This is a genomic window from Novosphingobium sp. UBA6272 (assembly GCF_002440635.1).
Classification (GTDB): domain Bacteria; phylum Pseudomonadota; class Alphaproteobacteria; order Sphingomonadales; family Sphingomonadaceae; genus Novosphingobium.
Genome location: NZ_DJUW01000027.1, coordinates 1 through 25799 on the forward strand (window position 1 = coordinate 1; position 25799 = coordinate 25799).

The window sequence follows — 25799 nt, forward strand, 5'->3', positions numbered from 1 at the left end:
GCCAAACCGGCAGCAGGCCAAGATATCGACTTTCAACCGATCCTCGGAGCCTGATTGCCCGCGAAAACGCCCTGGTCAGCTTCTGTTTGGACGCAGGCTCGAGCGTATGGGTAAGCTCGCAGCAGGATCAAGCCGCAGCTCGAACAACAGCGACAGCGCTCCGGACCAGAGTCGATGGGCTCATGACCGCAAATCCAACTTGGGGGCCAGGTTGGGCATTGTCCGAGATCGCCAAGTCTGAGGACACCAAAGACAAAGATATCAAGCCCTTGGCCAAACTGCTGTCCCAGAAGTGTGAGAACACCAAGGGCGACGAAAATCCCGGAGTGATCGCATACCAAAATATGGGTGGTCAGCTTGGGGAGTTTGCTGACGATGAAGGCATCAAAGGTGTTTGGTACCTTGGCCTAAACGGCACTCTCGCACGGTCCAACTACGGCTATCTTACGCAGACCCCATTGACCAAATCCGAAGTCAGTAAGACCAAGTACAAGGTGCAAGGGTTTGGTGGATGGATCTTCCCTTCAGGCAACGCATCACTCACCGGATGGTTCTCGTATGCAAGGACGTTCACCCCCGGCGAAGATGTTGAGCTCTGCGCACCCAACGGAGTTGGGTCTCAGATTCAGTGCTTTACCGGGGCTCTTGGCGCACCTGTCCAATCGGATCGATACACGGTCGGTGGAGAAGCGAGAGTGCTGTTTGCCCTTGGACGGTCAGCTGACAGTGCCAAAATCGGTATCGCTCCAACCGTAAGCTATGAAGTGAAGAGCGATGCATTCTATCTGGAATTGCCAGTCTACCTTGCACCCGCGAAGGATGGCAAACGCCTCAATGGCGGAGTTCGCATGGCCTATGACACATCAAAAGACGACTTCGCCATAGGTCTGTTTGTGGGGGTGCCCTTCTCGATATTCTTCAATTGAGGCATCCACCAACGCCCCATCTCCCTCGGCGAACGACATTGACTCCCCTGCCCCCGCGCGCGAGGGCGGGGGCAGTCATTTTCGGGTCCGGTAGTGCCGGTAGCCCAAGCGATTTGGGAGTTTGCCATCATGAAGTCACGCCTGCTGATCGCCGGTGCCGCGCTTGCCGCGCTGGCCGTACCGTTCGCCACTGCCCAGCTTGGCGCCCAGGTTGCAGAGGTTGTCGCCAAGGCCCGGATCGGGGCCTGGGGTTTTGATGCCACCGGCCAGGACAAGTCGGTCAAACCCGGCGACGATTTCTTCCGCTTCGTTTCGGGCGCCTGGTACGACAAGGCCGAGATCCCGGCCGATCGTCCCAGCCTGGGCACGTTCTATGACCTGCGCGAAACGACCCAGGATCAGGTCAAGAGCCTGATCACTGCCGCTCCGGCGACCAGCAAGGTTGGCGCCTTCTATGCCAGCTTCATGGATGAAAAGCGCCTCGAGGCGGTCGGCCTCGCTCCGCTCAAGCGCGATGTCGCCGCAGTCAACGCGATCCAGACCAAGGCCCAGTTCGCTCGTTACATGGGCGCCACAAATGGCCGCTTCGGCAGCTCGGTGATCGACATGGGGGTTGGCGCGGATACCGCCAATCCGGAAATCAACGTGCTCTATCTGGGTCAGGGCGGAATCGGCCTGCCCGAGCGCGAGTACTATTTCGCCGACCAGTTCAAGAAGCAGCGCGAGGCCTACAAGGCCTATATCGTCCGCACGATGAAGATGCTGGGCAATGCCGATCCGGAAAAGGCCGCCGACATCATCATGGGCTTCGAAGCCGAGATCGCCTACAAGAGCTGGAAGATTGCCGATCGCCGCCAGATCGAAAAGGTCAACAATCCGATGAGCTCGGCCGAACTGGCCAGCTATGCCCCGGGTCTGGACTGGGCGCAGTACTTTGCCGGGGCCAAGGTGCCCGCGCAAAAGCGGCTGATCGTGGGTGAGAACACGGCGGTCAAGGCAATCGCGCAGATCTATGCCCAGACCCCGCTTTCCACGCTGAAGCTGTGGCAGACCTTCCATGTCGCAGATCAGGCCGCGCCCTATCTGAACAAAGCGATGGTCGATAACCGCTTTGAATATACCAAGACCCTGTCGGGCGTTGCGGTCAACCGCGAACGCTGGAAGCGCGGCGTCGACCTGGTCGGTGGTCAGCTCGGCGAGCTGGTCGGCCAGGAATATGTCGCCAAGTTCTTCCCGCCTTCGTCGAAGGCCAAGATGGAAGTGCTGGTCGCCAATCTGAAGGTCGCCATGGCCAGCCGGATCAAGAGCAACAGCTGGATGAGCGACACGACCAAGGCCGCCGCGCTCGAAAAGCTCAGCAAGATGGAAGTGATGGTCGGCTATCCCGACAAGTGGCGTTCCTATGCCGGCCTCAACATCGTGGCGGGTGACCTGTACGGCAACGTCCAGCGCGCTGGACAGTTCAACGCCGCCTACAACATGGCGGACCTTGGCAAGAAGGTCGATCGCAAGAAGTGGGGCATGAACCCGCAGACCGTGAACGCCTATAATGGCGGGCTGGAAAACAAGATCGTCTTCCCGGCCGGCATCCTGCAGGCACCGTTCTTCGATCCCAACGCCGACGATGCGGTCAACTATGGCGCGATCGGCGGCGTGATCGGGCACGAGATCATCCACGGGTTCGACGATCAGGGCCGCAAGATCGATGCCACCGGCGCGGTGCGTGACTGGTGGACCGCGGAAGACGCCAAGCGCTTTGAAGAGCAGGCCAAGATCTTCGGCGCGCAATATGCCGCGTTCGAAGTGGTGCCGGGTGCCTTCATCAACCCCGACCTGACCATGGGCGAAAACATCGCCGATCTGGGCGGGATCTCGATCGCGCTCGACGCCTACCGCACCGCACTTGGCGGCAAGGATGCGCCGGTGCTTGACGGGATGAGCGGCGAACAGCGCGTGCTGCTGGCCTGGGCGCAGGTCTGGCGGGCCAAGGCCCGTGAAACCTCGCTGCGCAATCAGGTCGCGACCGATCCGCACAGCCCGGCCCAGTATCGCGCCTTCGCACCGCTGCGCAACGTCGATACCTGGTACGCCGCGTTCAACGTTCAGCCGGGCGACAAGCTTTACATCGCCCCCGATAAGCGTGCCCGCCTCTGGTAGGAGGCGGTATCGTTCAGTTGCCAGTCACGGGGGCGGCGCTTAGGCTGCCCCCATTGCCTTATCTGCCATGAGGATCCGATCCATGCGCAAGCTTTCTCTAGTTTCGATGTCCGCTTTGGTCCTGGCCGGCTGTGCCGCTTCCAGCGCCGAACCCGCTCCGGCCCCGGTCGCCACGGCTACCCCGGCCCCCTACGCTCCGGCCATTCCCAAGGGCACCGGGATCTTCGCCGAGCCTTCGACACTGCCGTTCCAGGCCCCCGATTTCTCGAAGATCAAGGAAAGCGACTACGAACCCGCGATCGAGCAGGGAATCACCATCTGGCTGGCCGAGATCGACGCGATCGCCAATAACCCTGCCGCACCCACATTTGATAACACGATGGTGGCGATGGAAAATTCGGGCCAGATGCTGACCCGGGTCTATTACGTGTTCGGCGCGCTGACTTCGGCCAACACCAACGACAACCTCGATGCGATCGACAGCCGCATGTCGCCCAAGCTGGCCGCGGCGCGCGATGCGATTACGCTCAACCCCAAACTGTTCGCCCGGATCAAGACGCTTTACGATGCCCGTGACACACTGGGTCTGGCGCCGGACCAGATGCAGGTGCTGACGCTGGCTTATGAAAACATGGTCCGCAATGGTGCCAACCTGTCGGATGCCGACAAGGCCCGGCTGACCGACATCAATGGCCAGCTTTCGACCCTGCAGACCGATTTCGGCCAGAAGCTGACCAAGGGCACCAAGGATGGCGCGCTGATGGTGACCGACCGCAAGGCGCTGGCCGGCCTGTCCGATGCCGACATAGCCGCCGCCGAAAAGACCGCGGCCGATCGCGGACTGGCCAAGGGCAGCTTCGTTCTGTCGATGCAGAACACCACCCAGCAGCCGCTCGCCGCATCGCTGACCAACCGCGCGACCCGTCAGGCTCTGTTCGAGAAAAGCTGGAACCGCAGCGAGCGCGGCGATGCCAACGATACCCGCGGCCTGATCACCAAGATCGCGGCACTGCGCGCGGAAAAGGCCAAGCTGCTCGGTTTTGACAGCTTCGCGGCCTATGCCCTGTCCGACCAGATGGCCAAGACCCCGGAGCGCGCGATCGGCCTGCTCGAAGGCTTCCTGCCCGCGCTGGGCGCCGCCCAGAAGAAGGACGCAGCCGATCTCAACGCGCTGATCAAGAAGCAGGGCGGCAAGTTCACCGTCACCCCGGGAGACTGGGACTATTACGCCGAGCAGCTGCGCAAGCAGCGCTACGCGCTCGACCAGAACGAGGTGAAGCCGTACCTGGAAATCACCAACGTGCTGGAAAACGGCGTGTTCTATGCCGCCAACCAGCTCTATGGCCTGACCTTCAAGAAGCGCACCGACATCCCGGTCTATCATCCGGATGTCACCGTCTACACCGTCTATGACCAGGACGGCAGCGAGCTGGCACTGTTCTATTTCGACCCGTGGAAGCGCGACAACAAGTCCGGCGGCGCGTGGATGTCGAACTTCGTCGACCAGAACGGGCTGACCGGAACCAAGCCGGTGGTGTTCAATGTTGAGAACTTCACCAAGCCGGCAGCCGGCCAGCCGGCGCTGATCACCTGGGACGATGCCAACACCATGTTCCATGAATTTGGCCATGCCCTTCACGGCATGCTGTCAAACCAGCGCTATCCCTCGATCTCTGGCACCAACACCGCGCGCGACTTCGTGGAGTTCCCCAGCCAGTTCATGGAAAACTTCATGACCGAGCCCAAGGTGCTGGCCAACTTCGCCAAGCACTACAAGACCGGCGCGCCGATGCCGGCCGAACTGATCGCCAAGATCGAAAAGGCCAATACCTTCAACCAGGGCTATGCACTGGGTGAAGTGATGACCGCGGCGCTGCTCGACCTGAAATGGCACTCGATGGGTCCGGGCATGACCCCCAGCGACGTCAACGCCTTTGAGCAGAGCACCATGGCCTCGCTCGACGCCAAGGGGCTGCAGACCAGCCTGGTGCCGAGCCGCTATCGCACCAGCTATTTCCGCCACATCTGGGGCGGCGGCTATGCCGCAGGCTATTACGCCTACAGCTGGACCGAGATGCTCGATCACGACGCCTATGCCTGGTTCAAGGAGAATGGCGGCATGACCCGCAAGAACGGGCAGCACATCCGCGACACCATCCTGTCGAAGGGCCATTCGCAGGACTATTCGGTGATGTACCGCAACTTCGCCGGGCGCGATCCCAGCGTCGAACCGATGCTGAAGGCGCGCGGACTGAAGTAAGGCAAATTAGATCCTCTCCATTTGCGGCATTCGCCAAAAATGGAGAGGAACTAAACCACCAGAGCCCGTGCGCCCGGATCGCCCAGCCAGCGCGCAGTTACGCCCCAGACCCGTTCGATAACCTCGGCCGACAGCGCCTGTTCGGGCGGACCATCGGCGACCACCTGGCCACCGTTCAGCACTACCACGCGCCCCGCATGGTTCATCGCCTGGGCCAGATCGTGCAGCACCAACGCCACGCCCAGTCCCTCCCCGGCCAGCTTGCGGAAATGCCGCAGCAGCGTCAGCTGGTGCGCCAGATCGAGGTTGGCGAGCGGCTCGTCGGCGAGCAGCCAGCATGGCTCGCCCGCCAGCACCCGCGCCAGCATCGCGCGGGCCCGCTCTCCGCCGGACAGGCGCGATAGCGGGCGCTGGCGGAAGTCGCTGAGCTGCATGTCGGCCAGAGCCCGGTCGATCGCCGCACGGTCGGCCTCGGCGCCCAGGTTCCACGGCAGACGGCCCAGCCCGGCCAGCACCTCAACCGACAGGTCCCAGGCCAGCTCGGCCTGCTGCGGCAGGAAACCGATCCGCCGGGCGCGGTCGGCCGGGTCGAGATCGGCCAGCAGATCGGCGTCGAGCCGGACAGACCCGCCGTCCAGCGGCAGAATCCCGGCGAGCGCGGTCAGCAGGCTGCTCTTGCCCGCGCCGTTGGGGCCGCAGATCGCGGTCACCTCACCCTGCCGCAATTGCAGGGTTACGCCGCCAAGCCGGGTGCCGAGGGAAAGCGATTGGGCGGCGATCGTCATGCCAGCTCCCTCCGCATCCGCAGCAGCAACGCCAGGAAGAATGGCGCCCCCAACAGCGACAAGGCGATCCCCAGTCGCAGCTCGCTCTGCAGCGGCAGCACCCGGCACAGGCAATCGGCGACCAGCAACAGCAAGGCCCCGGCCAAGGCGCTCGGCACGATCAGTTGGGACGGGCGGCGATCGGTGTAACGGCGCATCAGGTGCGGCACGATCAGCCCGACAAAGCCGATGATTCCGGCCGCGGCGACCCCCGCACCGACCGTCAGCCCGACCCCGCCGATCATCAGCAGCTGAAGCCGCCGCGGTTCAACCCCCAGCGAGCGCGCCGCTGCCTCGCCCAGCGTCAGTGCGTCGAGCGCCTTGCCGGCCCGCAGCAACAGCGCGATCCCGGCCACGGTCAGTGGTGCGGCGAACCACACCTCGTGCCACGACCGGTCGGTCAGCGCGCCCATCAGCCAGGTGACGATCTCGCTCATTGCGAAGGGCGTTGGCGAAAGGCTGATCGCCAGGCTCATCAGTGCCCCGGCCAGGCTGGCGATGATCATCCCGGCCAGGGTGAACAGCAGCGCCGACCCGGTCCGTCCGGCGATCATGCCGAGCAAGGCCATTGCTCCGGCAGCACCCAGCAGCGCGAACAGCGGCAGGATCCAGGGGGTTCCGGCAAGGCCGGTCCAGAAGCTCAGCACCGCGCCCAGCGCTGCGCCGGGGGCGATCCCGAACAGTCCGGGATCGGCCAGCGGATTGCGGAGATAGCCCTGCATCGCCGCCCCCGCCGCGCCCAGCCCCGCGCCCAAAACCAGCGCCAGCACGGCGCGCGGCAGGCGCAGTTCGGTCAGGATTATCAGGGCGTTGGGAGACAGATCCGCGAACGGATCGAGCCAGACCCGGCCTGCCAGCAGCGACAGCGGCGCGACCAGCACGATGCCGATCAGCAGCAGCAGGTTGGGCCGGCTCACAGCGAACGCCGCACTTGCGCCAGCCGCTCGGCGGCCTTGATGATCGTCGGCCCGCCGCACCACAGCAGCACCGGATCGAGCCGCTCACGCCGGGTCCGCGTCAGTCCGGCCAGCGCCGGATGCGAGAGCAGGCGGTCTTCTTCGGAATAGGTATTTCCAGCCGCCAGAATCAGCCGCGGCGGATCGGCCAGCATCACTTCCAGCGGCAGCATTTCGGCCTGATGCAGGCCCTTCTGGGCGGCGAAATTGACAAAGCCGGTGCGCGCCAGCAGTTCGGTGATAAGCGTCCCCTCGCCCGGCACGATCCCGCCCGATTGCCACACAACGGTCGGCACCGGCGGCCCCGGCGGCGGCGCCGCGGCGGCGAGCGCGGCGTCGATCTGCCTAACCAGCGCCTCGCCGCGCTCCGGATGCCCGGCGATCCTCGCGAGGCTGCGGATCTGCGCCTTGTTTTCGGCAATCGTCCCGGCCAGGCCAAACGCCTCGAACCGGTAGCCCAGCCGCTCCAGCGCCATCCGCGTGCCCGGCGCGGTAAAGCTTGAGCCAACCACCACCTGCGGACGCAGCGCCAGCACTTCCTCGACCGTCCCGCTGACCCCGGTCATCGCCCGGGCGCGGGCCAGGTCCATCGAGCTGGAGGCGGGGTCCTGGCTATAGCTGGAGATCGCCAGCAGCTGCTGTGGATCGGCGACCTCCGCCAGAATCGCATCTGTGCAGGGGTTGAGGCTGACGATGGTGGGGTGATTTTGCGGTGCCTTGACCTGCGGCGGCGCGGCGGGGGAGCATGCGGCGAGTAAAATTGGGAGAAGCATCCAAACGATCCTCCCTGTTCGCGCCGCGAATGGGGAGGTGGCAGGGCGCAGCGCTGACGGTGGGGCCTTCGGCACTGGCGGAATGGCCCCACCGTCAGTCCCTTTGGGACTGCCACCTCCCCATCGCTTCGCGACAGGGAGGATTTTGGCCGTTCTTACCACTTCACGCGGACCCCGGCATAGGCCGAGCGGCCATAGGTGCCGTATCCCGCGACCGTCTGGTAGCTCTCATCGGTCAGGTTCTCGACCCGGCCGTAGAGCTCCAGCTTGTCACCCAACGGCACCGAGGCGCGTAGCGTGACGAGGGCATAGCCATCGAGCCGGGTGAGGTTGCCGGCATCGTCGAAGCTGTCGCCCACCAGCCGCAGATCGGCCCCCAGCTTGAGGCCAGCCAGCGGGGTGCGCCAGTCGATCGAGGAGGTCAGCGCGTGCCTGGGCCGGCGGGCCAGTTCTGTGCCGGTGTTGCGGTTGACGGCGTCGAGGTAGCTATAGACCGCGCCGACCCGCAGGTTTTCGTCAACCTGCGCGCCGCCTTCGAGTTCAAAGCCCTGCGCGCGGGTCCGGCCGATGTTGAAATAGCCGGTCGGCGAAACGTAATCGATCAGGTTCGAGCTGTCGCGTCGATAGGCGGTAGCGGCGAAGTACAGCCCGCGACTGCGGCTACCATGTTCGATGCCGAAATCGAAGGCGGTCGAGGTTTCAGGCTTGAGACCCGCATTCCCGCCGTAGCCATAAAGCTGGCTGAGCGTCGGTGCCTTGAAGCCTTCGCCAAAGCTGGCCTTGATCCGCCAGGCATCGCCCAGCCGAACCGTGCCGTTGGCCCCGAAGGTCCAGTTGCTGCCGTAGCGGTCATGATCGGTCAGCCGAACCCCGGCGGCGAGGCTGAGCGGGCCGGGCTGGAACTGGATCATGGCGAAGCCGCTGGACAGCCGCGCGGTCTTCTCGCTGTCGAACGTGGTCGAGAACCGGGTCCATTCGCTGTCACCGCCGAACAGCAGGGCGAGCCGGTCGCCGGCGTCGATCTTGCCGGCAACGTCGACGCGCCAGCTGCGCCCGACGGTGTCGAACGAGGAGGCCGGGCCAAAGCTGCGGTCGAAATAGGAGCGGCGGGTATCGGACAGGGCGACGCCGCCGCGCAGGCTGAAGCCATCACTGTCATACTCAAGCCCGGTGCGCCCGCTGGCCTGGCGGGTGGTCTGGTATTCCAGCGTATCGGCAAAGGCATAGGTCGGCGGCGGGAAGCCGTCGAAATCGACCCGGCTATCGGCATAGCGGGCCGTGGCGGTGAACTTCAGTCCATCGGCCAGATCGGCCCGCCCGCGCAGCGCGCCTTGCCACTGGCGGAATCCGTCGCGCTCGGTACCCGGGGCGAAAGCCGAAATCCCGTCGGTCGAGACGTAGCCGCCCGAAGCGGTCAGGCCATAGCCCGATCCGGTCTTGCCCAGCGTTGCATTGGCGCTAACCGAATCGTTGGCGCCATATTCGAGTCCGGCGTCGAGCCCGTCGAATTCGCGGCTGGTGACCGCCAGCACCCCGCCCATCGCGTCACTGCCCCAGGCCACCGAGTTGGAGCCACGCAGCAGTTCGATCTTGCCGATCCCGCCGGTCAGCAGCGTGCCGAAATCGAACCCGCCCGATGGCGCGGCCTGATCCTGCATCCGCACGCCATCGATCATCACCACAACCTGTTCGGACGGCGCACCGCGCACGAACAGGCTGGTCTGGCTGCCCAGCGGCCCGCTGCGCGCCAGGCTGACGCCGGGCAGGCGTTCGAGCACGCGCGAAAGGTCCGGGCCCTGGACCTGCTTGATTTCGTCCAGCCCGATCACGCTGATCGACTGGCCGCTCAGGTCAACGCGTTCGCTCTGGCCCGAGGCAAGTACGGTAATCGTCGTATCCAAGGGCACTGTCGTCATGCAAGTGCCGGCGCAGATTCGCGCTTCATCCTCGCCGCCTACGGTGTCCTGCGCCACCGCAGGCGAAGCAACAACCAGCGAACAACCCAGCAATAACAGATATTTCACACGCAATACTCCCGTCATGAACAAGCCGTTCATGGCGAAAGCGCCCGCACCATTGCGGGCCTTGCGCTGCATTCCGGTACACCCCGCCCGGCTGCGGAACGACCGTCATGGGCAGGTCTACTGGCTCCCGGATCGTCGCTTTGAACCCGCCTTCCCGGCCGAAACCAGTGGCATAATGGGCCCATCACTCCCCGGTCACAGTTGCGGGGGCAGCGCAGGGTTTGAACCTGCTTCCCTCTTAGGCCTGCTTGCACAGGCAACCCGTGACGTGGGCCGCGCGATAGTCCCGCCGCCGCTAATGCGCAAGTTCCAGCTTTTTCATGGTCGCTTAGCATTTTTTGAAGGCTTCACGGCTATGCGCGGGACTGTTCCGCTTCGGCACGCCGCGAAACGCGCCGTGGCGGGAATTCGCCGCTCCGGCTACGCGCCTCGGCGCGTAAGTCTGCTGCAAAAGGACCCGAGTGAACCACGCTTTCGCCCTTCCCTATGAACCGCGCCCGCGTGACTTTGCCGCGCGGCTGAAGCGGCGCGGGCTGCGCAAGCTGGGCGCGCGGGGGCGGCGCAAGCATATCGGCCGGCGGGCGCTGGTGCTGCTGGCGGCGGTCGCAGTCCCTGCCCTTGCCGCGCCCGACAGCTGGCGCGATTTCAACATCGGCAGCGCCGGCAGCTCTGACTTCGCGATGGAGCCGATGCCGTTCGAGCAGCAGGGTGCGAGTTTCCCCGGTTCGGCGTTCTACTATCTCGCCGCTGAAGATACCGCACCCGACATGATCGCCGAAGGCCAGTTCGCCAGCGACGGAACCTTCGCCAGCCTGACCGACTTTGCCGGCGGGCCGGTCGCCCGGGCGATGCGGATGGACCTGTCGGGCGTCGACCGCAGCCGCGCGCTCGATTGCCTGACGGCCGCGATCTATTATGAAGCCGCCAGCGAGCCCGATCAGGGCCAGCGCGCGGTCGCGCAGGTGGTGCTTAACCGCGTCGCGCATCCGGCCTATCCCAACACGGTCTGCGGGGTGGTTTATCAGGGCAGCGAGCGCAGCACCGGCTGCCAGTTCAGCTTTACCTGCGACGGCGCATTGGGTCGCCGGCCCAGCACTTTTTTCTGGGAACGCGCGCGGCGCACCGCAGCGGCGGCACTCGCGGGCTATGTCGAACCCAGCGTCGGCCTCGCGACCCATTACCACACGATCCAGATCCACCCCTATTGGGCGCCCAGCCTGAACTTCATCACCACGATCGGCGCGCACCGCTTCTACAGCTTCAAGGGCAAGGCCGGCCAAAGCGGCACCTTCCGCTTCGCCTTTGCCGGGGGTGAGCCGATGGCCGTGCCTCACGCCCGCAACCCGGCGGCTGACAAGACCCCCGATCCAGTGCTTGATCCGCTGGCGCTGCAGAAGGCTTATGACAGCGGCTATCAGAGCGCAGCCCAGGCCGCGCCCGGCCTTAACCAGCCCGGCGATGTCGGCCAGCCGGTCGGCCGCCCGGCCGCCGCGCCGCGCTATGCCCCCGACGTCGAGCAGCGCGGCGGGGACAAGCAGTACGCCGGCGAAAAATTGCCGGGTTCGACGGTCAAGCCGGAATATCAGAACTCCGGCCAGTGGATCGGCCAGCCGGGGAAATAGGGGATCGCCGCCCCTCTTGGTAAAACCGCGTCAACCATTCCGCGACACCAAGGCTTAGCGCGGCGCTGCTAGACCGCGATTCCAATAGTCCGGTTGAGAACATAACGCATGACCCTCCGCTTTGCCGCTGCCCGTCCGGTGGCGCTGCCTTCCTATCTCGTCCGCGCCCAGCAGGGCCGGATCACCGCCCGCGCCGCCAATGACAATGGCGATAGCGAGAGCCGCAGCAACGTGCTGCGCGCCGCCCTGCAGCACTTTGCCAAGCTTGGCCTCGCCGCTGCGGCCGATGCCCGCGACCAGGCCCGCACCGCGCATTTCGCGGGAGATCGTGCGGGCTATCTCCACTGGCTGGCAATCTGCCGTACGCTCGACCGGCGCATGGCGACCGCGCTGGCAAGCAATCTGGCCAAGCGCGCCAAACACTGACGTAAGATCGACCCAACTAAGGAAGTCTGGCTCCAGGCCTGACCGACAGGATAGGTACGCAACGCCAGCGTTGCGCCCTTCCCTTGTCGCGTCGGCGCGCAAGTCACACTGCTTATTGCAATTGCGAACTATTATCACGAAATAGTTGGTCCTACGACCTTTTACTACCTTGCAATCGCGAAATCACCGGACTAGGGCGATGATATTAGCCGGACACCTGCAACCAGCGGGATGGGAAAGGTCGTCCGAATTGCAGCCGCGATCCCGCATTCGCAGGAAGGACGATTTCGCAACATGGCTCGCAAGAAGATTGCCTTGATCGGCGCCGGCATGATCGGTGGCACGCTCGCACACCTCGCCGCCAAGAAGGAACTGGGCGACATCGTCCTGTTCGACATTGCCGAAGGCATTCCCCAGGGCAAGGCGCTCGATCTGGCGCAGTGCGGCCCGGTTGAAGGCTTTGACTGCCAGATCAAGGGCACCAACGATTATGCCGACATCGCCGGAGCCGACGTGGTGATCGTCACCGCCGGGGTGCCGCGCAAGCCGGGGATGAGCCGCGATGACCTGCTGGGCATCAACTTGGGTGTGATGAAGGCGGTGGGCGAAGGGATCAAGAACCACGCTCCTGATGCTTTCGTGATCTGCATCACCAACCCGCTCGACGCGATGGTCTGGGCGCTGCGTGAATTCAGCGGCCTGCCGCACAACAAGGTGGTCGGCATGGCCGGTGTGCTGGATAGCGCCCGCTTCGCCACTTTCCTCGCCTGGGAATTCGGCGTCTCGGTCAAGGACGTCAACGCCTTCGTGCTCGGCGGCCACGGCGATACCATGGTGCCGGTGCTCGAATATTCGACCATCAGCGGCATTCCCGTCACTGACCTGGTCAAGATGGGCAAGAGCTCGAAGGCCCGCCTCGACGAAATCGTTGCCCGCACCCGCGCCGGCGGCGGCGAGATCGTCGGCCTGCTCAAGACCGGCTCGGCCTATTACGCCCCCGCCACCAGCGCGATTGCCATGGCCGAAGCTTACCTCGGCGACCAGAAGCGGATCCTGCCTTGCGCGGTCCACGTCAAGGGCCAGTACGGGCTCGACGGGCTCTATGTCGGCGTGCCGGTGGTGATCGGCAAGGACGGTGCCGAGGAAGTCATCGAGATCGCCCTCGACGATGAGGCCAAGTCCAACTTCCAGGTCAGCGTCGATGCGGTCAAGGAACTGCTGGTGGCCTGCAAGGCGATTGAGCCTACCCTTGGTTAAGGCGCTCGCCTCACTTGGGACGCTTGGCCTGATGCTGAGCGCGCCACTTGCAGGCGAAGAGGTGCCGCTGCCCGACGCGGGGTGGAAGGCCGTGGGGGTGTTTCGCGACGTCTGCTTGGCCACCCGCGGCAAGGGGATGGACGCGGCCGTGGCCGCGATCCTGGCACAACGTGGGATCAAGGAAGGTCCGAACCTGCCTGGCTATGGAACCCGTGCTGCACCGATGCGCACCTTCGAAGATGCAGCGGGGCGAGAATACCTAATCCGACCCGGTAAGCGCGGTCGCTACGGCTGTTTCGTCGTGCAACCAACTTCGCCCGCCGATACAGCGGGATTGCTTTCCGGATCGGTCAAGGCTGCACTCGATGCGACTGAAGGCCTGACTGCCAAATCGAGCAAAGAGAAGAAACAAACCTACTTCGAGTGGTCGATATCAGGCTCGAAGGATGACATTCGCATGACGCCAAACTCTGGCGTCGGTGGCATCCTGATCAATCTGGAAGTTTATTGAACAGCAACAATGTCTTGGCCTGAACTCGCTGGTGTCTGGTGACACGGGTCGTCAAAGGATTTCAAAATGAGCATCCTCGTAAACAAGAACACCAAGGTCATCACCCAGGGGATGACCGGTGCCACCGGCACCTTCCACACCCAGGCGGCGCTCGATTACGGCACGCAGATGGTGGCGGGCGTGACCCCCGGCAAGGGCGGGACCGAGCATATCGGGCTGCCGCAGTTCGATAGCGTCGCCGAGGCCAAGGCCGTCACCGGCGCGACCGCTTCGTGCATCTACGTTCCGCCCCCGGGCGCGGCCGATGCGATCCTTGAGGCGATCGATGCCGAGATCGAGCTGATCGTCTGCATCACCGAAGGTATTCCGGTGCTCGACATGGTCAAGGTCAAGCGCGCGCTGACCGGCAGCAAGAGCCGCCTGATCGGCCCCAACTGCCCCGGCGTGCTGACCCCGAACGAATGCAAGATCGGGATCATGCCGGGTTCGATCTTCAAGAAGGGCTCGGTCGGCGTGGTCTCGCGCTCGGGCACCCTCACCTATGAAGCCGTGTTCCAGACCACCCAGATCGGCCTGGGCCAGACCACCGCGGTCGGGATCGGCGGCGATCCGGTCAACGGCACCAACTTCATCGACGTGCTCGAGCTGTTCCTGGCCGATGACGAGACCAAGTCGATCATCATGATCGGCGAAATCGGCGGCGATGCCGAAGAGCAGGCCGCGCAGTTCCTGATCGACGAGGCCAAGCGCGGCCGCAAGAAGCCGATGGCTGGCTTCATCGCCGGGCGCACGGCCCCTCCGGGCCGCCGCATGGGCCACGCCGGGGCGATAGTATCGGGCGGCAAGGGCGATGCCGAAAGCAAGATCGCGGCGATGGAAGCCGCCGGGATCCGCGTCTCCGCTTCACCCAGCCTGCTGGGCGAAACGCTGGCCGAAGCGCTTAAGGAACGCGCCTGAGTAGAAACCCCTGCCCCCGGTTCAGGCCGGGGGCAACCATGATGCGGGCATGCGCGTTCTCCTCCCCGGGAGCGCTCCGGCCTCGGAAGACCAAAACGGAAAGGGCTGCCTGAGATGGGCAACGAGAGCCACGATTTCCTCCCCGACGATCCCCAGCCGGGTCCCAGCTGGGCCCGTCCCGACTGGCGCTCTGCGCAGGACGACCTGACCGCAGCGCTCGATCCGACGCAGATGCAGGTCGCGGTCAAGGCGGCGGCAGCCAAGGCCGGCGCGGCGATGGATGCGCGCGCGGTGGAGGAAGCTGCGGCGGATTCAATCCGGGCGATGATGCTGGTGCGCACCTACCGCGTGCGCGGGCATCTGGGGGCGGATCTCGATCCGCTGGGGCTCAGCCACCAGAACCTGCCGGCCGATCTTGATCCCGCCTACCATGGGTTTTCCGGCGCTGCGCTGGACCGCAAGGTTTACCTTGGCGGCACGCTCGGCCTGGAATGGGCCACGGTGCGCGAACTGGTTGATGTGCTGAAGCGCAATTACTGCGGCAAGGTCGGCTACGAATACATGCACATCGCCGATGTCGAGGAACGCCGCTTCATCCAGGACCGGATTGAAGGCGGCGACAAGTCGATCGACTTTACCCCCGAAGGCAAGAAGGCGATCCTGGGCGCGGTGGTGCGCGGCGAGCAGTACGAGAAGTTCCTGGGCCGCAAATATGTCGGCACCAAGCGCTTCGGGCTCGATGGCGGGGAATCGATGATCCCGGCACTGGAAGCAGTGATCAAGTACGGCGGCCAGCGCGGCGTGCGCGAGATCGTTTACGGCATGGCGCACCGCGGCCGCCTCAACGTGCTGGCCAACGTGCTGGCCAAGCCTTACCGCGTGATCTTCCACGAGTTTTCGGGCGGCACCGCCAACCCCGAAGACGTCGGCGGATCGGGCGACGTGAAATACCACCTCGGCACCAGCACCGACCGCGAATTCGACGGGATCAAGGTGCACATGAGCCTGGTCCCCAACCCCAGCCACCTCGAAACGGTCGATCCGATCGTGCTGGGCAAGGCCCGCGCCAACCAGATGTTCCGCGACGATATCGGCCCGGGCAAGCACAAGCAGGTCATGCCGATCCTGATCCACGGCGATGCGGCCTTTGCGGGGCAAGGGATCGTCTGGGAATGCTTCGGCTTTTCGGGCGTGAAGGGTTACAACACCGGCGGCTGCATCCATTTCATCATCAACAACCAGATCGGCTTTACCACCAGCCCGCAATTCTCGCGCGGCTCGCCCTATCCCTCGGACGTCGCCAAGGGCGTCCAGGCACCGATCCTCCACGTCAATGGCGATGACCCCGAAGCGGTGACTTTCGCCTGCAAGCTGGCGGTCGATTACCGCCAGACCTTCGGCCGCGATATCGTGGTCGACATGTGGTGCTATCGCCGCTTCGGCCACAACGAAGGCGACGAGCCCGGCTTTACCCAGCCGCTGATGTACAAGATCATCCGCCAGCACCCTCCCGTCAGCAAGCTCTACGCCGACCGGCTGGTCAGCCAGGGCGTGATCGACAAGGATTACGGCGCCGAAGTCGAAATGCGCTTCACCGCCACGCTTGAAAGCGAGTTCGAGGCGGCCAAGAGTTACAAGAGCAATCATGCCGACTGGTTCGCCGGGCGCTGGACCGGGCTGCACGCCCCGGCTGACCCCGAGAACGCGCGGCGCAACGTGCCGACCGGGATCGAGCCCAAGCTGTTCGACAGCCTGGGCCGGACGCTGACCACGGTTCCCGCTGACCTGACGATCCACAAGACCCTGGCCCGGGTGATCGATGCCAAGCGCGAAATGTTCACCAGCGGCTCGGGCTTTGACTGGGCGACCGGCGAAGCACTGGCTTTCGGCAGCCTCGCTTCCGAAGGGTTCAACGTGCGGCTCTCCGGCCAGGATTCGGGCCGCGGCACCTTCAGCCAGCGGCACTCGGTCTGGGTCGACCAGACCGACGAGCGCAAATACGTGCCGCTCAGCACCGTGCCGCACGGCAAGTTCGAAGTGCACGACAGTCCGCTGTCGGAATATGGCGTGCTCGGTTTCGAATACGGCTATGCCAGCGCCGATCCGAAGAGCCTGGTGCTGTGGGAAGCCCAGTTCGGCGATTTCGCCAACGGCGCGCAGATCGTGATCGACCAGTACATCGCCAGCTCGGAATCGAAGTGGCTGCGCGCCAATGGCCTGGTTCTGCTGCTGCCGCATGGCTACGAGGGCCAGGGTCCCGAACACAGCTCGGCCCGGCTTGAACGCTATCTGCAGCTTTGTGCGCAGGACAATATCCAGGTCTGCAACATCACCAGCCCTGCCAACTATTTCCACGTGCTGCGCCGGCAGATGCACCGCGGTTTCCGCAAACCCCTGATCATCATGACGCCCAAGTCCTTGCTGCGCCACCCGATGGCCAAGAGCGAGGCCAGCGAGTTCCTGGGCGAGGCCCACTTCAAGCGGATCCTGTCCGACCGAAATGGCTCGGCCGACAAGGATACCCGCAAGGTGATCCTGTGCTCGGGCAAGGTCGCCTACGACCTGATGGAAGCGCGCGACGCCGCCGGGATCGATGATACGCAGATCATCCGGCTTGAGCAGCTCTACCCCTTCCCGGGCGAGCCGCTGGCGCTGCGCTTCTCTAAGATGCCGGGCCTCGAAGAGGTCGTCTGGTGCCAGGAAGAACCGAAGAACAACGGTGCCTGGTTCTTCGTCGAACCGTTCATCGAGGAAGCGCTGATCGCCGCCAAGCGCAAGGTCACCCGCCCACGCTACGCCGGCCGGATCGCCAGCGCCTCGCCGGCCACCGGTCTCGCCAAGCGCCACGAAAGCGAACAGGGCGCATTGATCTCCCACGCGCTCGGCACCTCGATCCGCAGTGAAATCCGTCGCCGTAAAAAGGCTTGAGGAAGAACAAGATGTCCACTGAAGTTAAAGTTCCGACCCTTGGCGAATCCGTATCCGAAGCAACCATCGGCGAATGGCTGAAGAAGCCTGGCGAAGCTGTCGCGCTCGATGAGCCGATCGCCAGCCTGGAAACCGACAAGGTCGCGGTCGAAGTTACCGCCACGGTCGCCGGGGTGATGGGCCAGCTGCTCGCCAAGGAAGGCGACAACGTTGCAGTCGGAGCGGTAATCGCGACGATCGAGGACGGCACGCCCGCTGCCGGGGCCGAACCGGTCGCGGCTCGAACCGAAGCCCCGGTCGCCCCCGCCTCGAACTCGGCCCCGCCGCAGGACACTGCTCCCGCCGCGGCCAGCGATGCCGCCGCCGCGCTCTCCCCCGCGGTGCGCCGTGCGGTGCTGGAACACGGGATCGATCCGGCCGCGATCAAGGGCACCGGCAAGGACGGGCGGATCACCAAGGAAGACGTCGTCGCCGCAGCTGCCGCAAAGAGCGCCACGCCGCCCCCGGCAGTTGCCGCGGTGGCCGCGCCGGCTGCTGCCGCTGCCGGAAGCCGCGGCGAAGAGCGGATCAAGATGACCCGCCTGCGCCAGACCGTCGCCAAGCGGCTCAAGGAAGCGCAGGATACTGCGGCGCTGCTCACCACTTTCAACGATTGCGACATGAGCGCGGTGATGGCCGCGCGCGCGACCTACAAGGACGCCTTCGAAAAGAAGCACGGCGTGCGCCTGGGCTTCATGGGCTTCTTCGCCAAGGCCGCCTGCCTGGCGCTGAAGGACATTCCCAGCGTCAACGCTAGAATCGAGGGCGATGAAATCGTCTATCACCCCTACGTCGACATGTCGGTGGCGGTTTCGGCCCCCAATGGCCTGGTCGTGCCGGTGGTCCGCGATGTGCAGGACATGAGCTTTGCCGCAATCGAGAAGGCGATCGCCGACTATGGCAAGAAGGCCAAGGAAGGTTCGCTGACCATGGCCGACATGACCGGCGGTACCTTCACCATCTCCAACGGCGGGGTATTCGGATCGCTGATGTCGACCCCGATCATCAACCCGCCGCAGTCGGCGGTGCTGGGCCTCCACCGGATCGAAGACCGTCCGGTGGTCCGCGACGGCCAGATCGTGATCCGCCCGATGATGTACCTCGCGCTAAGCTACGACCACCGCCTGATCGACGGTCGCGAGGCGGTGACTGCGCTGAAGATCATCAAGGAAGCGATCGAGGATCCGACCCGGCTGCTGATCGATTTGTGATGCAAATGACGCGCGGCATCCTTCGACAGGCTCAGGATGAACGGATGTTGTGTTTGAACCAGATAACCAATTCCCGCTCGGGCTGAGCTTGTCGAAGCCCCCTGCGGAACGGAGGCCACCATGGCTGAATACGACTATGACGTGATCTTCATCGGGGCCGGTCCCGGCGGCTATGTCGGCGCGATCCGCGCGGCGCAGCTGGGGCTGAAGACGGCCTGTGTGGAAAGCCGCGAGACGCTGGGCGGGACTTGCCTCAACGTCGGCTGCATCCCCTCGAAGGCGCTGCTCCACGGGTCGGAAAAGTATGCCGAGGCGGCCAGTGGATCGCTGGCGCGCTATGGCGTGAAGCTGGGCAAGGTCGAGCTCGATCTGGCTGCGCTGCAGGCTGACAAGGCCGAGGCGGTCAAGGGCCTGACCGGCGGGATCGAGTTCCTGTTCAAGAAGAACAAGGTCGATTGGCTCAAGGGTTACGGCACCTTCAAGGACGCCCATACCGTGACCGTCGCCGGCAAGGACTATACCGCCAAGGAAGTTGTGATCGCCACCGGATCGAGCGTCACGCCGCTGCCGGGGGTCGAGGTTGACAACGACAAGGGGATCATCGTCGATTCAACCGGCGCGCTGGCGCTGGGCAAAGTGCCGCAGCATCTGGTGGTAATCGGCGGCGGGGTGATCGGGCTGGAAATGGGCTCGGTTTGGGGCCGGCTCGGCGCCAAGGTGACCGTGGTCGAGTTCCTGGATCAGCTGCTCCCCGGCATGGACGGCGACGTGCGCAAGGAAGCCGCGAAGATCTTCAAGAAGCAGGGCATGGAGCTGAAGCTCGGCACCAAGGTGACCGGGGCGAGCGTCAAGGGCAAGAAGGCCACCCTCACCCTCGAACCGGCCAAGGGCGGCACGGCCGAGACGATCGAGGCGGATTGCGTGCTGGTCGCAATCGGCCGCCGGCCCAACACCCAAGGGCTTGGGCTCGACAAGATCGGGCTTGAGCTCAACGCGCGCGGCCAGATCGAAACCGGGCACGATTTCAAGACCAAGGTCGATGGCGTCCGCGCGATCGGGGACGTCATCCCCGGCCCGATGCTGGCGCACAAGGCCGAGGACGAGGGCATCGCCGTAGCCGAATATATCGCCACCGGCGTCGGCATCGTCAATCACGCGGTGATCCCGGGTGTGGTCTATACCATGCCCGAATTCGCCGGGGTCGGGCTGACCGAAGAGCAGGCCAAGGAGCAGGGCGAGATCAAGGTCGGCAAGTTCCCGATGATGGCCAACAGCCGGGCCAAGACCAACCATGAGCCCGAAGGCTTCGTGAAGGTGATCTCCGATGCCAAGACCGACAAGGTGCTGGGCGTTTGGGCAATCGCCTCGGTCGCCGGCACGATGATCGCCGAGGCCGCGCTGGCGATGGAATTCGGCGCCACATCGGAAGACATCGCCTATACCTGCCACGCCCACCCGACCCACAGCGAAGCAGTCAAGGAAGCGGCGATGGCCGTGACCGGCAAGCCGATCCATATCTGACATGGTCAGTCCGGCCGCAGCCGGAGCTTCGCAGAGCGAGCGACTTGGCGCGCTTGCGGTTCTGGCTCTGGCGGTCGGTTCGGGGCTGATTGCCTTCAGCCTTGGCCAGGCCCCGGCCAGTTATGCGCCGGTCAATGCCGGGGCACTGATGCTGACGGCGTTGGTGCTGCTGATCCCCGGGGAACGCGGCAGCGAAATACTGGGCAACCTCGTGCTGCTGGCAGCACCGATCTCGATCGCAGCCAGCCTGCTGATTGGCCCTGCCATGCTGGGCGTGCAGCGGTGGATAGAGCTGGGCGGCCTGAGTCTCCATCCGGGAATGTTGCTGGTCCCGGCTCTGATCACGGTGCTGGCCCATCGCCGCGATCTGCCCTCGCTCGCCGCCACCGGGCTATGCAGCGTGCTGGCCTGGCTGCAACCTGATTTCGCCACCACCATGGCCGTCGCCTGCGGCGTTCTATTCGCCACTACCGGAAGGGTCCTCGCCCCGATCGAGCATGCCGCGCGGCTGATCACCATGACGGCGATGGTGCTGACCGCATTTAAGCCCGATCCTCTGGGGCCGGTGGCCTTCGTCGAAACTGCCTTGTCTGATGGCTTCACGATTCATCCAGTGTTGGGCCTGGTGATGGCCTTGGCGCTGGTGCTGGCGCTGGTGCTTCCGCCCTGGCTGCTGACACGGGCCAGCGCCGAGCGGCATCTGGCGGCCAGGGGCCTGACCGGGGCAATGATCGGCTTCACGCTGCCATCGCTGCTGGCTGCCTATCCCCAGCCACTTGTTGGCTATGGCGCTTCGGCAATTCTGGGCTATGGCCTGGCCCTCGCGGTGCTGCGGTTTTCGCGCTAGGACAAGCACCACGCCAACCATCCGGCGCGCAAACTAACCGAAAGAAAGCAAGTTCCATGGCCGACATTACCCTTAGCTTCTCCCCAGACGAACTCGAGATGCTGGTCGATGCGCTCGAAGTCGATCTGGAAGGCTATGCCGAGGCGGCCAAGGAAGCGCGGATGAACAACAACCGCGAAGACATCGTCACCTTCTCCGAGGCGGCGACCCGGATCCAGGTGCTGATCGAAAAGCTTCGCGAGCACATCGACGACGAATAAGGCGCGCGTCGCATGGCCCGCCGCACCCCGATGCAACGCTTTGCCCGCTGGCACATCTGGCTGGGCTGGCTGGCGGCGATCCCGCTGATCCTCTGGACGCTGAGCGGCCTGTTCATGACGCTGCGCCCGATCGAGGATGTGCGCGGCGAGCAGTTGCGTCGGCCCGCTGCCCTGATCCCCACCGCGAACCTTACCGCACCGCGCCTGCCTGGCCCGGTCAAGCGCCTGACGCTGACCGAGCAGAAGGGTGCGGCGGTCTGGGTGGTGACTGACAACGCCGGTAACCAGGCCCGCTATGCCGCGGACGGAATGCCGATCCCGCCGGTTGGCGAAGCCGAAGCCCGCGAGCTTGCCCGCGCAACTTTTGCCGGGGATGCGGCGCTGGTTTCGCTGCAGCGCTTCGGCGCCGACGCCGCGCCGCTCGATCTGCGGCGCGAGCGGCCCTCGTGGCAGGCAGCCTTTGCCGATGGCACCCATGTATACATCGATGCCGATACCGGCGAAGTGCTGGCGCTGCGCAGCAAGTGGTGGCGCGCCTACGACTTCATGTGGGGGCTGCACATCATGGACCCGCTTGGCCGTGAGAACGCAAGCCATCCGCTGCTGTGGCTGTTCTCGGTGATTGCGCTGGTCAGCAGCGTGCTTGGCACGACCCTGCTGTTCCGGCGCCGGCGGACTGCGCGATGAGCACCGCTTTGCCGCAAATCCCGGCCGTGCTCGACCTGGCCGGTACGGCGGTCTTCGCGCTGACCGGGGCGCTGCTGGCCGCGCGGCTGCGGCAGACCTTCGTGACGATGGCCTTTTTCGCGCTGGTCACCGGGGTTGGCGGCGGATCGGTGCGCGATCTCTTGATCGGGGTGCCGGTGTTCTGGGTCCGCGATCCGTGGGTCGCGCCGGTCTGCCTCAGCGTGGCGCTGATCGCCTGGTTCACCCCGCGCAAGTGGTGGGAAGGGAAACTGCTCGACTGGGCCGATGCGGTCGGCCTCGCGGCCTATTCGGTGCTCGGCACGGCCAAGGCGCTGGCCTTTGGCATTCCGCCGGTTCCCTCGGTGCTGATGGGGGTGATTACCGGCTGCATCGGCGGAGTGATCCGCGACGTGCTGGCCGGTCGGCCATCGATCATCATGCGGCCCGAGATCTACGTCACCGCCGCAGCGCTGGCGTCCGGGCTCTGCGCGCTAGGCGCTGTTCTGGAGCTACCACGCGCCCTCGTCTGGACCCTGGCGGCGCTGGCCGGTTTCGCGCTGCGCGGCCTGGCGATCAGCCGCGGACTGGCGCTGCCCAGCTATCGCCGCGACGGCGACTAGAGCCGATCCAATTCCTTGAGCGGGCGGCTGATATCTGCCAGGTCCTCCGGCGCGATCACCGCTCCTTCTTCAACCAGCTTGCGCGCCTGGACATAGTCCTTGATCGCATTGACCGCATCGCAGGCGATCAGCTTGCCCTGCCGCAGGTACAGCACCGAAAAACTGCGGCTGGCCGGATCGCCGCGCAGCACTGCCTGATCGTGTCCGCCCGAGAGGCCGACAGTTTGCAGCTTGAGGTCATACTGGTTCGACCAGAACCACGGCGTTGCCCCATAGGGCTGCGGATCTCCGACGATCGCCTTGGCCGCGCAGCTGGCCTGATCATTGGCGTTCTGGACGCTTTCCAGCCGGATCACCGCGCCATCGGCAAAGCGGTTGGCATGGGCGGCGCAGTCTCCGATCGCATAGACATCGGGCAGGCTGGTGCGGCAGAACTCATCGACATCGACGCCGTTGCCGCCCGCTGCCCCGGCCGCGATCAGCGGGCCGACCGCAGGCACGATCCCGATCCCGACGATCACCAGCTGGCATTCGACCAGCGATCCGTTGGACAGGCGCACACCGGTGACATGGCCTTCTCCCTCGATCGCCTCGATCCCGGTTTCGGTGCGCAGGTCGACCCCGTGGACGCGGTGCTCGGCCTGGTAGAAGGCGGAAAGTTCCTCGCCCGCCACCCGCGCCAGCACGCGCGGCAGCACTTCGAGCAGGGTCACTTCCTTGCCCAGCTTGCGCAGCACAGCCGCTGCTTCGAGCCCGATGTAGCCGCCGCCGACGATCACCGCGCGGCTGACGTGGTCGAGCTCGGCCAGGATTGCATCGGCGTCGGCACGGGTCCGCACCCCGTAAACACCGTTCAGTTCTGCGCCCGGGCAGCTCAGTCGGCGCGGATCGCCGCCAGTGGCCCAGATCAGGCTGCCATAGCCGATCTCGTCCCCGCTTTGCAGCTTGACCCGTTTGGCCGCCGGATCGAGCGAGACGACCTCTACGCCGAGTTTCAGCGCGATATCCTTGCCGGCCCAGAAATCGGCCGGGCGGATCAGCAGCCGTTCCCAGGTCTTGTCACCCAGCATGTATTCCTTGGACAGCGGCGGCCGCTCATAGGGCGGCTCAGCCTCGCGCCCGACCAGCGCGATCGAGCCTTCGAAACCCAGCTGGCGCAGCTGGATCGCGGCATAGGCGCCGCCCTGCCCGGCCCCGACAATCAGCACGTCGTAATTCATGGCGCGATTCGTCCTCCGTCGCTGTGCATTCGCCATAGCGGAGGCGGGCAATCGCACAATCCTGTTGCGCCGGTGGGCAGCCCCGCTACGACTGGTTGCAAGGGAGGACTGACTGAAATGAACGGTGCGGAAGCCTTTATCGAAACCCTGCATGCCTGCGGTGTGGAGGTCTGTTTCGCCAATCCCGGCACGTCGGAAATGCAGCTGGTGGCGGCGGTCGATCGCCAGCACGGAATGCGCGCGATCCTGGGCCTGTTCGAAGGCGTGGTGACCGGGGCGGCCGATGGCTATGGCCGCATGGCGGACAAGCCGGCGGTAACGCTGCTGCACCTCGGCCCGGGTCTGGGCAATGGCCTTGCCAATCTCCACAATGCCAAGAAGGCCGGCAGCCCGATTATCAACATGGTGGGGGAGCACGCCACCTATCACAAGCATTTCAACGCCCCGCTGACCTCGGACACCGAAGGCGTCGCGCGGCCGATGTCGGACTGGGTCCGCACCTCCACCTCCGAACGCGACCTGGCCCAGGCCGGGGCCGAAGCTTTTGCCGTGGCCCAGGGCTATCCCGGCAAGATTGCCACCGTGATCGTCCCCGCCAACCATGCCTGGACCGAGGGTTCGCAAAGCGTCGCCCCGCTATCCGTGCCGGAAGTGCCCAAGACGCCCGACACTGTGATTGCCGCTGCGGCAGCGGCGCTGAAGGACTGTGACGGACCCAAGTGCCTGTTCCTGGGCGGGCGGGCGCTGCGCGAGGAAGCACTGGTCGAAGCAGGGCGGATCGCAGCGGCAACCGGCTGCCGGCTGGTCGCCGAAACCTTTGCAACCCGCCACCAGCGCGGGATCGGCCGGGTCGCGGTTGAGAAGCTGCCCTATTTCGGCGAGCAGGCACAGGCCTTCATGGCCGAGTTCAAGACTGTGGTGTTCTGCGGTACCGAACCGCCGGTCTCGTTCTTCGCCTATCCCGGCAAGCCGAGTTGGCTCTCGCCCGAAGGCGCCACGCTGGTGCGCCTCGCCAGCCTGCGCGAGGATGCGCTGCACGCGCTGTCGGGCGTCGCCTCTGCACTGGATGCTCCCGCCGAGCCGGCACTGGTCCAGCAGGCGGCCAGCTTTCCGGCGCAGGAAGGCGCGCTCAACAGCGCCAATCTGGGCGCAATTCTGGCCGAACTGCTGCCCGAAAACGCGATCGTCTCCGACGAAGGCGCGACCCAAGGCGGCGCCTCGATGCTGGCCTGTGCCTCCGCCAAGAAGCACGACTGGCTGCAACTGACCGGCGGAGCCATCGGCCAGGGCTTGCCGCTCGCGGTCGGCTGCGCGGTGGCCTGCCCGGACCGCAAGGTGATCGCGCTGCATGGCGATGGCGGGGCGATGTACACCGTTCAGGCGCTGTGGACGATGGCGCGCGAAAATCTCGACGTGACGACCATCATCCTCAACAACGGCTCCTATGCGATCCTCAACATCGAACTGATGCGGGTCGGCGTGCAGAACGCGGGACCCAAGGCGCTGTCGATGCTCGACCTCAGGAACCCGGCGATCAACTGGTCGCAGATTTCCCAAGGCATGGGCGTGCCGGCGGTGCGGGTCGATACCGCCGAGGGCTTCCGCGCTGCCCTGGCCGATGCGCTGGCGCAGAAGGGACCGCGATTGATCGAAGCGTTGCTGTGACAATCAAAATGTCGCCCATGGTGAGGAGGGACTGAGCTTGGCGAAGGCCCGTCTCGAACCACCAACGCGCAGGTCCTTCGAGACGCGTCTTCGCCTACGCTCAGCCGC

Annotated in this window: 21 protein-coding genes and 1 riboswitch; of the genes, 16 read left to right on the forward strand and 5 right to left on the reverse strand. The window is 65.0% G+C overall.

Features of this window, described 5'->3' with window-relative positions; translation table 11 throughout:
- The 3 genes from B2V17_RS12685 to B2V17_RS12695 form a co-directional block, all read left to right on the forward strand.
- On the forward strand, nucleotides 1-926 hold a 926-nt coding region (locus B2V17_RS12685; RefSeq protein ID WP_292998239.1), incomplete at its 5' end, for a hypothetical protein.
- 129 nt (nucleotides 927-1055) lie between these two features.
- A complete protein-coding gene (locus B2V17_RS12690) occupies nucleotides 1056-3083 on the forward strand; it encodes a M13 family metallopeptidase (RefSeq protein ID WP_292998241.1) in 2028 nt (675 codons plus the stop codon).
- A gap of 82 nt (nucleotides 3084-3165) precedes the next feature.
- The gene (locus B2V17_RS12695) at nucleotides 3166-5343 is read left to right on the forward strand and encodes a M3 family metallopeptidase (protein WP_292998243.1); all 2178 of its coding nucleotides are present in this window, start codon (nucleotides 3166-3168) and stop codon (nucleotides 5341-5343) included.
- A 50-nt stretch (nucleotides 5344-5393) separates the two neighbouring features.
- Here the strand turns inward: B2V17_RS12695 and B2V17_RS12700 are convergent, their stop codons facing one another.
- The 4 genes from B2V17_RS12700 to B2V17_RS12715 all read right to left on the reverse strand — a co-directional run bounded on the left by B2V17_RS12700 (nucleotide 5394) and on the right by B2V17_RS12715 (nucleotide 9920).
- Nucleotides 5394-6128 carry an ABC transporter ATP-binding protein gene (locus tag B2V17_RS12700; protein WP_292998245.1) on the reverse strand — a complete coding sequence of 245 codons (735 nt, stop codon included), beginning with the start codon at nucleotides 6126-6128 and terminating at the stop codon, nucleotides 5394-5396.
- The gene (locus B2V17_RS12705; RefSeq protein WP_292998247.1) at nucleotides 6125-7084 is read right to left on the reverse strand and encodes a FecCD family ABC transporter permease; all 960 of its coding nucleotides are present in this window, start codon (nucleotides 7082-7084) and stop codon (nucleotides 6125-6127) included. The genes B2V17_RS12700 and B2V17_RS12705 overlap by 4 nt, the downstream gene beginning before the upstream one ends.
- Complete coding sequence (locus B2V17_RS12710) at nucleotides 7081-7896, reverse strand: ABC transporter substrate-binding protein (RefSeq protein WP_292998249.1); 816 nt, start codon at nucleotides 7894-7896, stop codon at nucleotides 7081-7083. The genes B2V17_RS12705 and B2V17_RS12710 overlap by 4 nt, the downstream gene beginning before the upstream one ends.
- 155 nt (nucleotides 7897-8051) lie before the next feature.
- Nucleotides 8052-9920: a TonB-dependent receptor plug domain-containing protein gene (locus B2V17_RS12715; RefSeq protein WP_292998251.1), complete on the reverse strand. Its 1869-nt coding sequence runs from the start codon at nucleotides 9918-9920 to the stop codon at nucleotides 8052-8054.
- Between the two features lie 93 nt (nucleotides 9921-10013).
- Nucleotides 10014-10200, reverse strand: a riboswitch (cobalamin riboswitch).
- Between the two features lie 181 nt (nucleotides 10201-10381).
- Here B2V17_RS12715 and B2V17_RS12720 point away from each other — a divergent pair.
- The 12 genes from B2V17_RS12720 (at nucleotide 10382) to B2V17_RS12775 (ending at nucleotide 22806) form a co-directional block, all read left to right on the forward strand.
- On the forward strand, nucleotides 10382-11542 hold the full coding sequence (locus B2V17_RS12720; RefSeq protein WP_292998253.1) for a cell wall hydrolase: 1161 nt from the start codon (nucleotides 10382-10384) through the stop codon (nucleotides 11540-11542).
- Between the two features lie 108 nt (nucleotides 11543-11650).
- The gene (locus tag B2V17_RS12725; protein ID WP_292998255.1) at nucleotides 11651-11968 is read left to right on the forward strand and encodes a hypothetical protein; all 318 of its coding nucleotides are present in this window, start codon (nucleotides 11651-11653) and stop codon (nucleotides 11966-11968) included.
- A gap of 294 nt (nucleotides 11969-12262) precedes the next feature.
- A complete protein-coding gene (gene mdh, locus B2V17_RS12730) occupies nucleotides 12263-13225 on the forward strand; it encodes a malate dehydrogenase (RefSeq protein WP_292998257.1) in 963 nt (320 codons plus the stop codon).
- Nucleotides 13218-13736: a hypothetical protein gene (locus tag B2V17_RS12735; protein WP_292998259.1), complete on the forward strand. Its 519-nt coding sequence runs from the start codon at nucleotides 13218-13220 to the stop codon at nucleotides 13734-13736. Before mdh ends, B2V17_RS12735 begins: the two co-directional genes overlap by 8 nt.
- Before the next feature lie 66 nt (nucleotides 13737-13802).
- On the forward strand, nucleotides 13803-14693 hold the full coding sequence (gene sucD, locus B2V17_RS12740) for a succinate--CoA ligase subunit alpha (RefSeq protein WP_292998261.1): 891 nt from the start codon (nucleotides 13803-13805) through the stop codon (nucleotides 14691-14693).
- Nucleotides 14694-14807: 114 nt separating this feature from the next.
- Nucleotides 14808-17621, forward strand: coding sequence for a 2-oxoglutarate dehydrogenase E1 component (locus B2V17_RS12745; RefSeq protein WP_292998263.1), 2814 nt, complete (start codon nucleotides 14808-14810; stop codon nucleotides 17619-17621).
- Nucleotides 17622-17632: 11 nt separating this feature from the next.
- Nucleotides 17633-18871, forward strand: a complete 1239-nt coding sequence (gene odhB / locus B2V17_RS12750) for a 2-oxoglutarate dehydrogenase complex dihydrolipoyllysine-residue succinyltransferase (RefSeq protein WP_292998265.1) — start codon at nucleotides 17633-17635, stop codon at nucleotides 18869-18871.
- Nucleotides 18872-18991: 120 nt separating this feature from the next.
- Nucleotides 18992-20392, forward strand: a complete 1401-nt coding sequence (lpdA, locus tag B2V17_RS12755) for a dihydrolipoyl dehydrogenase (RefSeq protein WP_292998267.1) — start codon at nucleotides 18992-18994, stop codon at nucleotides 20390-20392.
- A 1-nt stretch (nucleotide 20393) separates the two neighbouring features.
- Nucleotides 20394-21239 (forward strand): hypothetical protein, encoded by an 846-nt coding sequence (locus B2V17_RS12760; protein WP_292998269.1) that lies wholly within the window; start codon nucleotides 20394-20396, stop codon nucleotides 21237-21239.
- Nucleotides 21240-21295: 56 nt separating this feature from the next.
- Complete coding sequence (locus B2V17_RS12765; RefSeq protein ID WP_292998271.1) at nucleotides 21296-21499, forward strand: hypothetical protein; 204 nt, start codon at nucleotides 21296-21298, stop codon at nucleotides 21497-21499.
- Nucleotides 21500-21511: 12 nt separating this feature from the next.
- Nucleotides 21512-22186 carry a PepSY domain-containing protein gene (locus B2V17_RS12770; RefSeq protein ID WP_292998273.1) on the forward strand — a complete coding sequence of 225 codons (675 nt, stop codon included), beginning with the start codon at nucleotides 21512-21514 and terminating at the stop codon, nucleotides 22184-22186.
- A complete protein-coding gene (locus tag B2V17_RS12775) occupies nucleotides 22183-22806 on the forward strand; it encodes a trimeric intracellular cation channel family protein (RefSeq protein WP_292998275.1) in 624 nt (207 codons plus the stop codon). Before B2V17_RS12770 ends, B2V17_RS12775 begins: the two co-directional genes overlap by 4 nt.
- Here the strand turns inward: B2V17_RS12775 and B2V17_RS12780 are convergent.
- A complete protein-coding gene (locus B2V17_RS12780; protein WP_292998277.1) occupies nucleotides 22803-24026 on the reverse strand; it encodes an NAD(P)/FAD-dependent oxidoreductase in 1224 nt (407 codons plus the stop codon). The genes B2V17_RS12775 and B2V17_RS12780 overlap by 4 nt on opposite strands.
- A 117-nt stretch (nucleotides 24027-24143) precedes the next feature.
- On the opposite strand from B2V17_RS12780, the gene B2V17_RS12785 reads away from it, so the two are divergent.
- Nucleotides 24144-25691, forward strand: coding sequence for an acetolactate synthase large subunit (locus tag B2V17_RS12785; protein WP_292998279.1), 1548 nt, complete (start codon nucleotides 24144-24146; stop codon nucleotides 25689-25691).
- The last annotated feature ends 108 nt before the right edge of the window (nucleotides 25692-25799 follow it).

Excerpts from the sequence above, each read along its gene's own strand:
- B2V17_RS12690 (WP_292998241.1), top strand. The coding sequence starts at position 1,056 with ATGAAGTCACGCCTGCTGATCGCCGGTGCCGCGCTTGCCGCGCTGGCC.
- B2V17_RS12695 (WP_292998243.1), top strand. The coding sequence starts at position 3,166 with ATGCGCAAGCTTTCTCTAGTTTCGATGTCCGCTTTGGTCCTGGCCGGC.
- B2V17_RS12700 (WP_292998245.1), bottom strand. The coding sequence starts at position 6,128 with ATGACGATCGCCGCCCAATCGCTTTCCCTCGGCACCCGGCTTGGCGGC.
- B2V17_RS12710 (WP_292998249.1), bottom strand. The coding sequence starts at position 7,896 with ATGCTTCTCCCAATTTTACTCGCCGCATGCTCCCCCGCCGCGCCGCCG.
- B2V17_RS12725 (WP_292998255.1), top strand. The coding sequence starts at position 11,651 with ATGACCCTCCGCTTTGCCGCTGCCCGTCCGGTGGCGCTGCCTTCCTAT.
- mdh (WP_292998257.1), top strand. The coding sequence starts at position 12,263 with ATGGCTCGCAAGAAGATTGCCTTGATCGGCGCCGGCATGATCGGTGGC.
- sucD (WP_292998261.1), top strand. The coding sequence starts at position 13,803 with ATGAGCATCCTCGTAAACAAGAACACCAAGGTCATCACCCAGGGGATG.
- B2V17_RS12745 (WP_292998263.1), top strand. The coding sequence starts at position 14,808 with ATGGGCAACGAGAGCCACGATTTCCTCCCCGACGATCCCCAGCCGGGT.
- odhB (WP_292998265.1), top strand. The coding sequence starts at position 17,633 with ATGTCCACTGAAGTTAAAGTTCCGACCCTTGGCGAATCCGTATCCGAA.
- lpdA (WP_292998267.1), top strand. The coding sequence starts at position 18,992 with ATGGCTGAATACGACTATGACGTGATCTTCATCGGGGCCGGTCCCGGC.
- B2V17_RS12760 (WP_292998269.1), top strand. The coding sequence starts at position 20,394 with ATGGTCAGTCCGGCCGCAGCCGGAGCTTCGCAGAGCGAGCGACTTGGC.
- B2V17_RS12765 (WP_292998271.1), top strand. The coding sequence starts at position 21,296 with ATGGCCGACATTACCCTTAGCTTCTCCCCAGACGAACTCGAGATGCTG.
- B2V17_RS12770 (WP_292998273.1), top strand. The coding sequence starts at position 21,512 with ATGGCCCGCCGCACCCCGATGCAACGCTTTGCCCGCTGGCACATCTGG.
- B2V17_RS12775 (WP_292998275.1), top strand. The coding sequence starts at position 22,183 with ATGAGCACCGCTTTGCCGCAAATCCCGGCCGTGCTCGACCTGGCCGGT.
- B2V17_RS12780 (WP_292998277.1), bottom strand. The coding sequence starts at position 24,026 with ATGAATTACGACGTGCTGATTGTCGGGGCCGGGCAGGGCGGCGCCTAT.
- B2V17_RS12785 (WP_292998279.1), top strand. The coding sequence starts at position 24,144 with ATGAACGGTGCGGAAGCCTTTATCGAAACCCTGCATGCCTGCGGTGTG.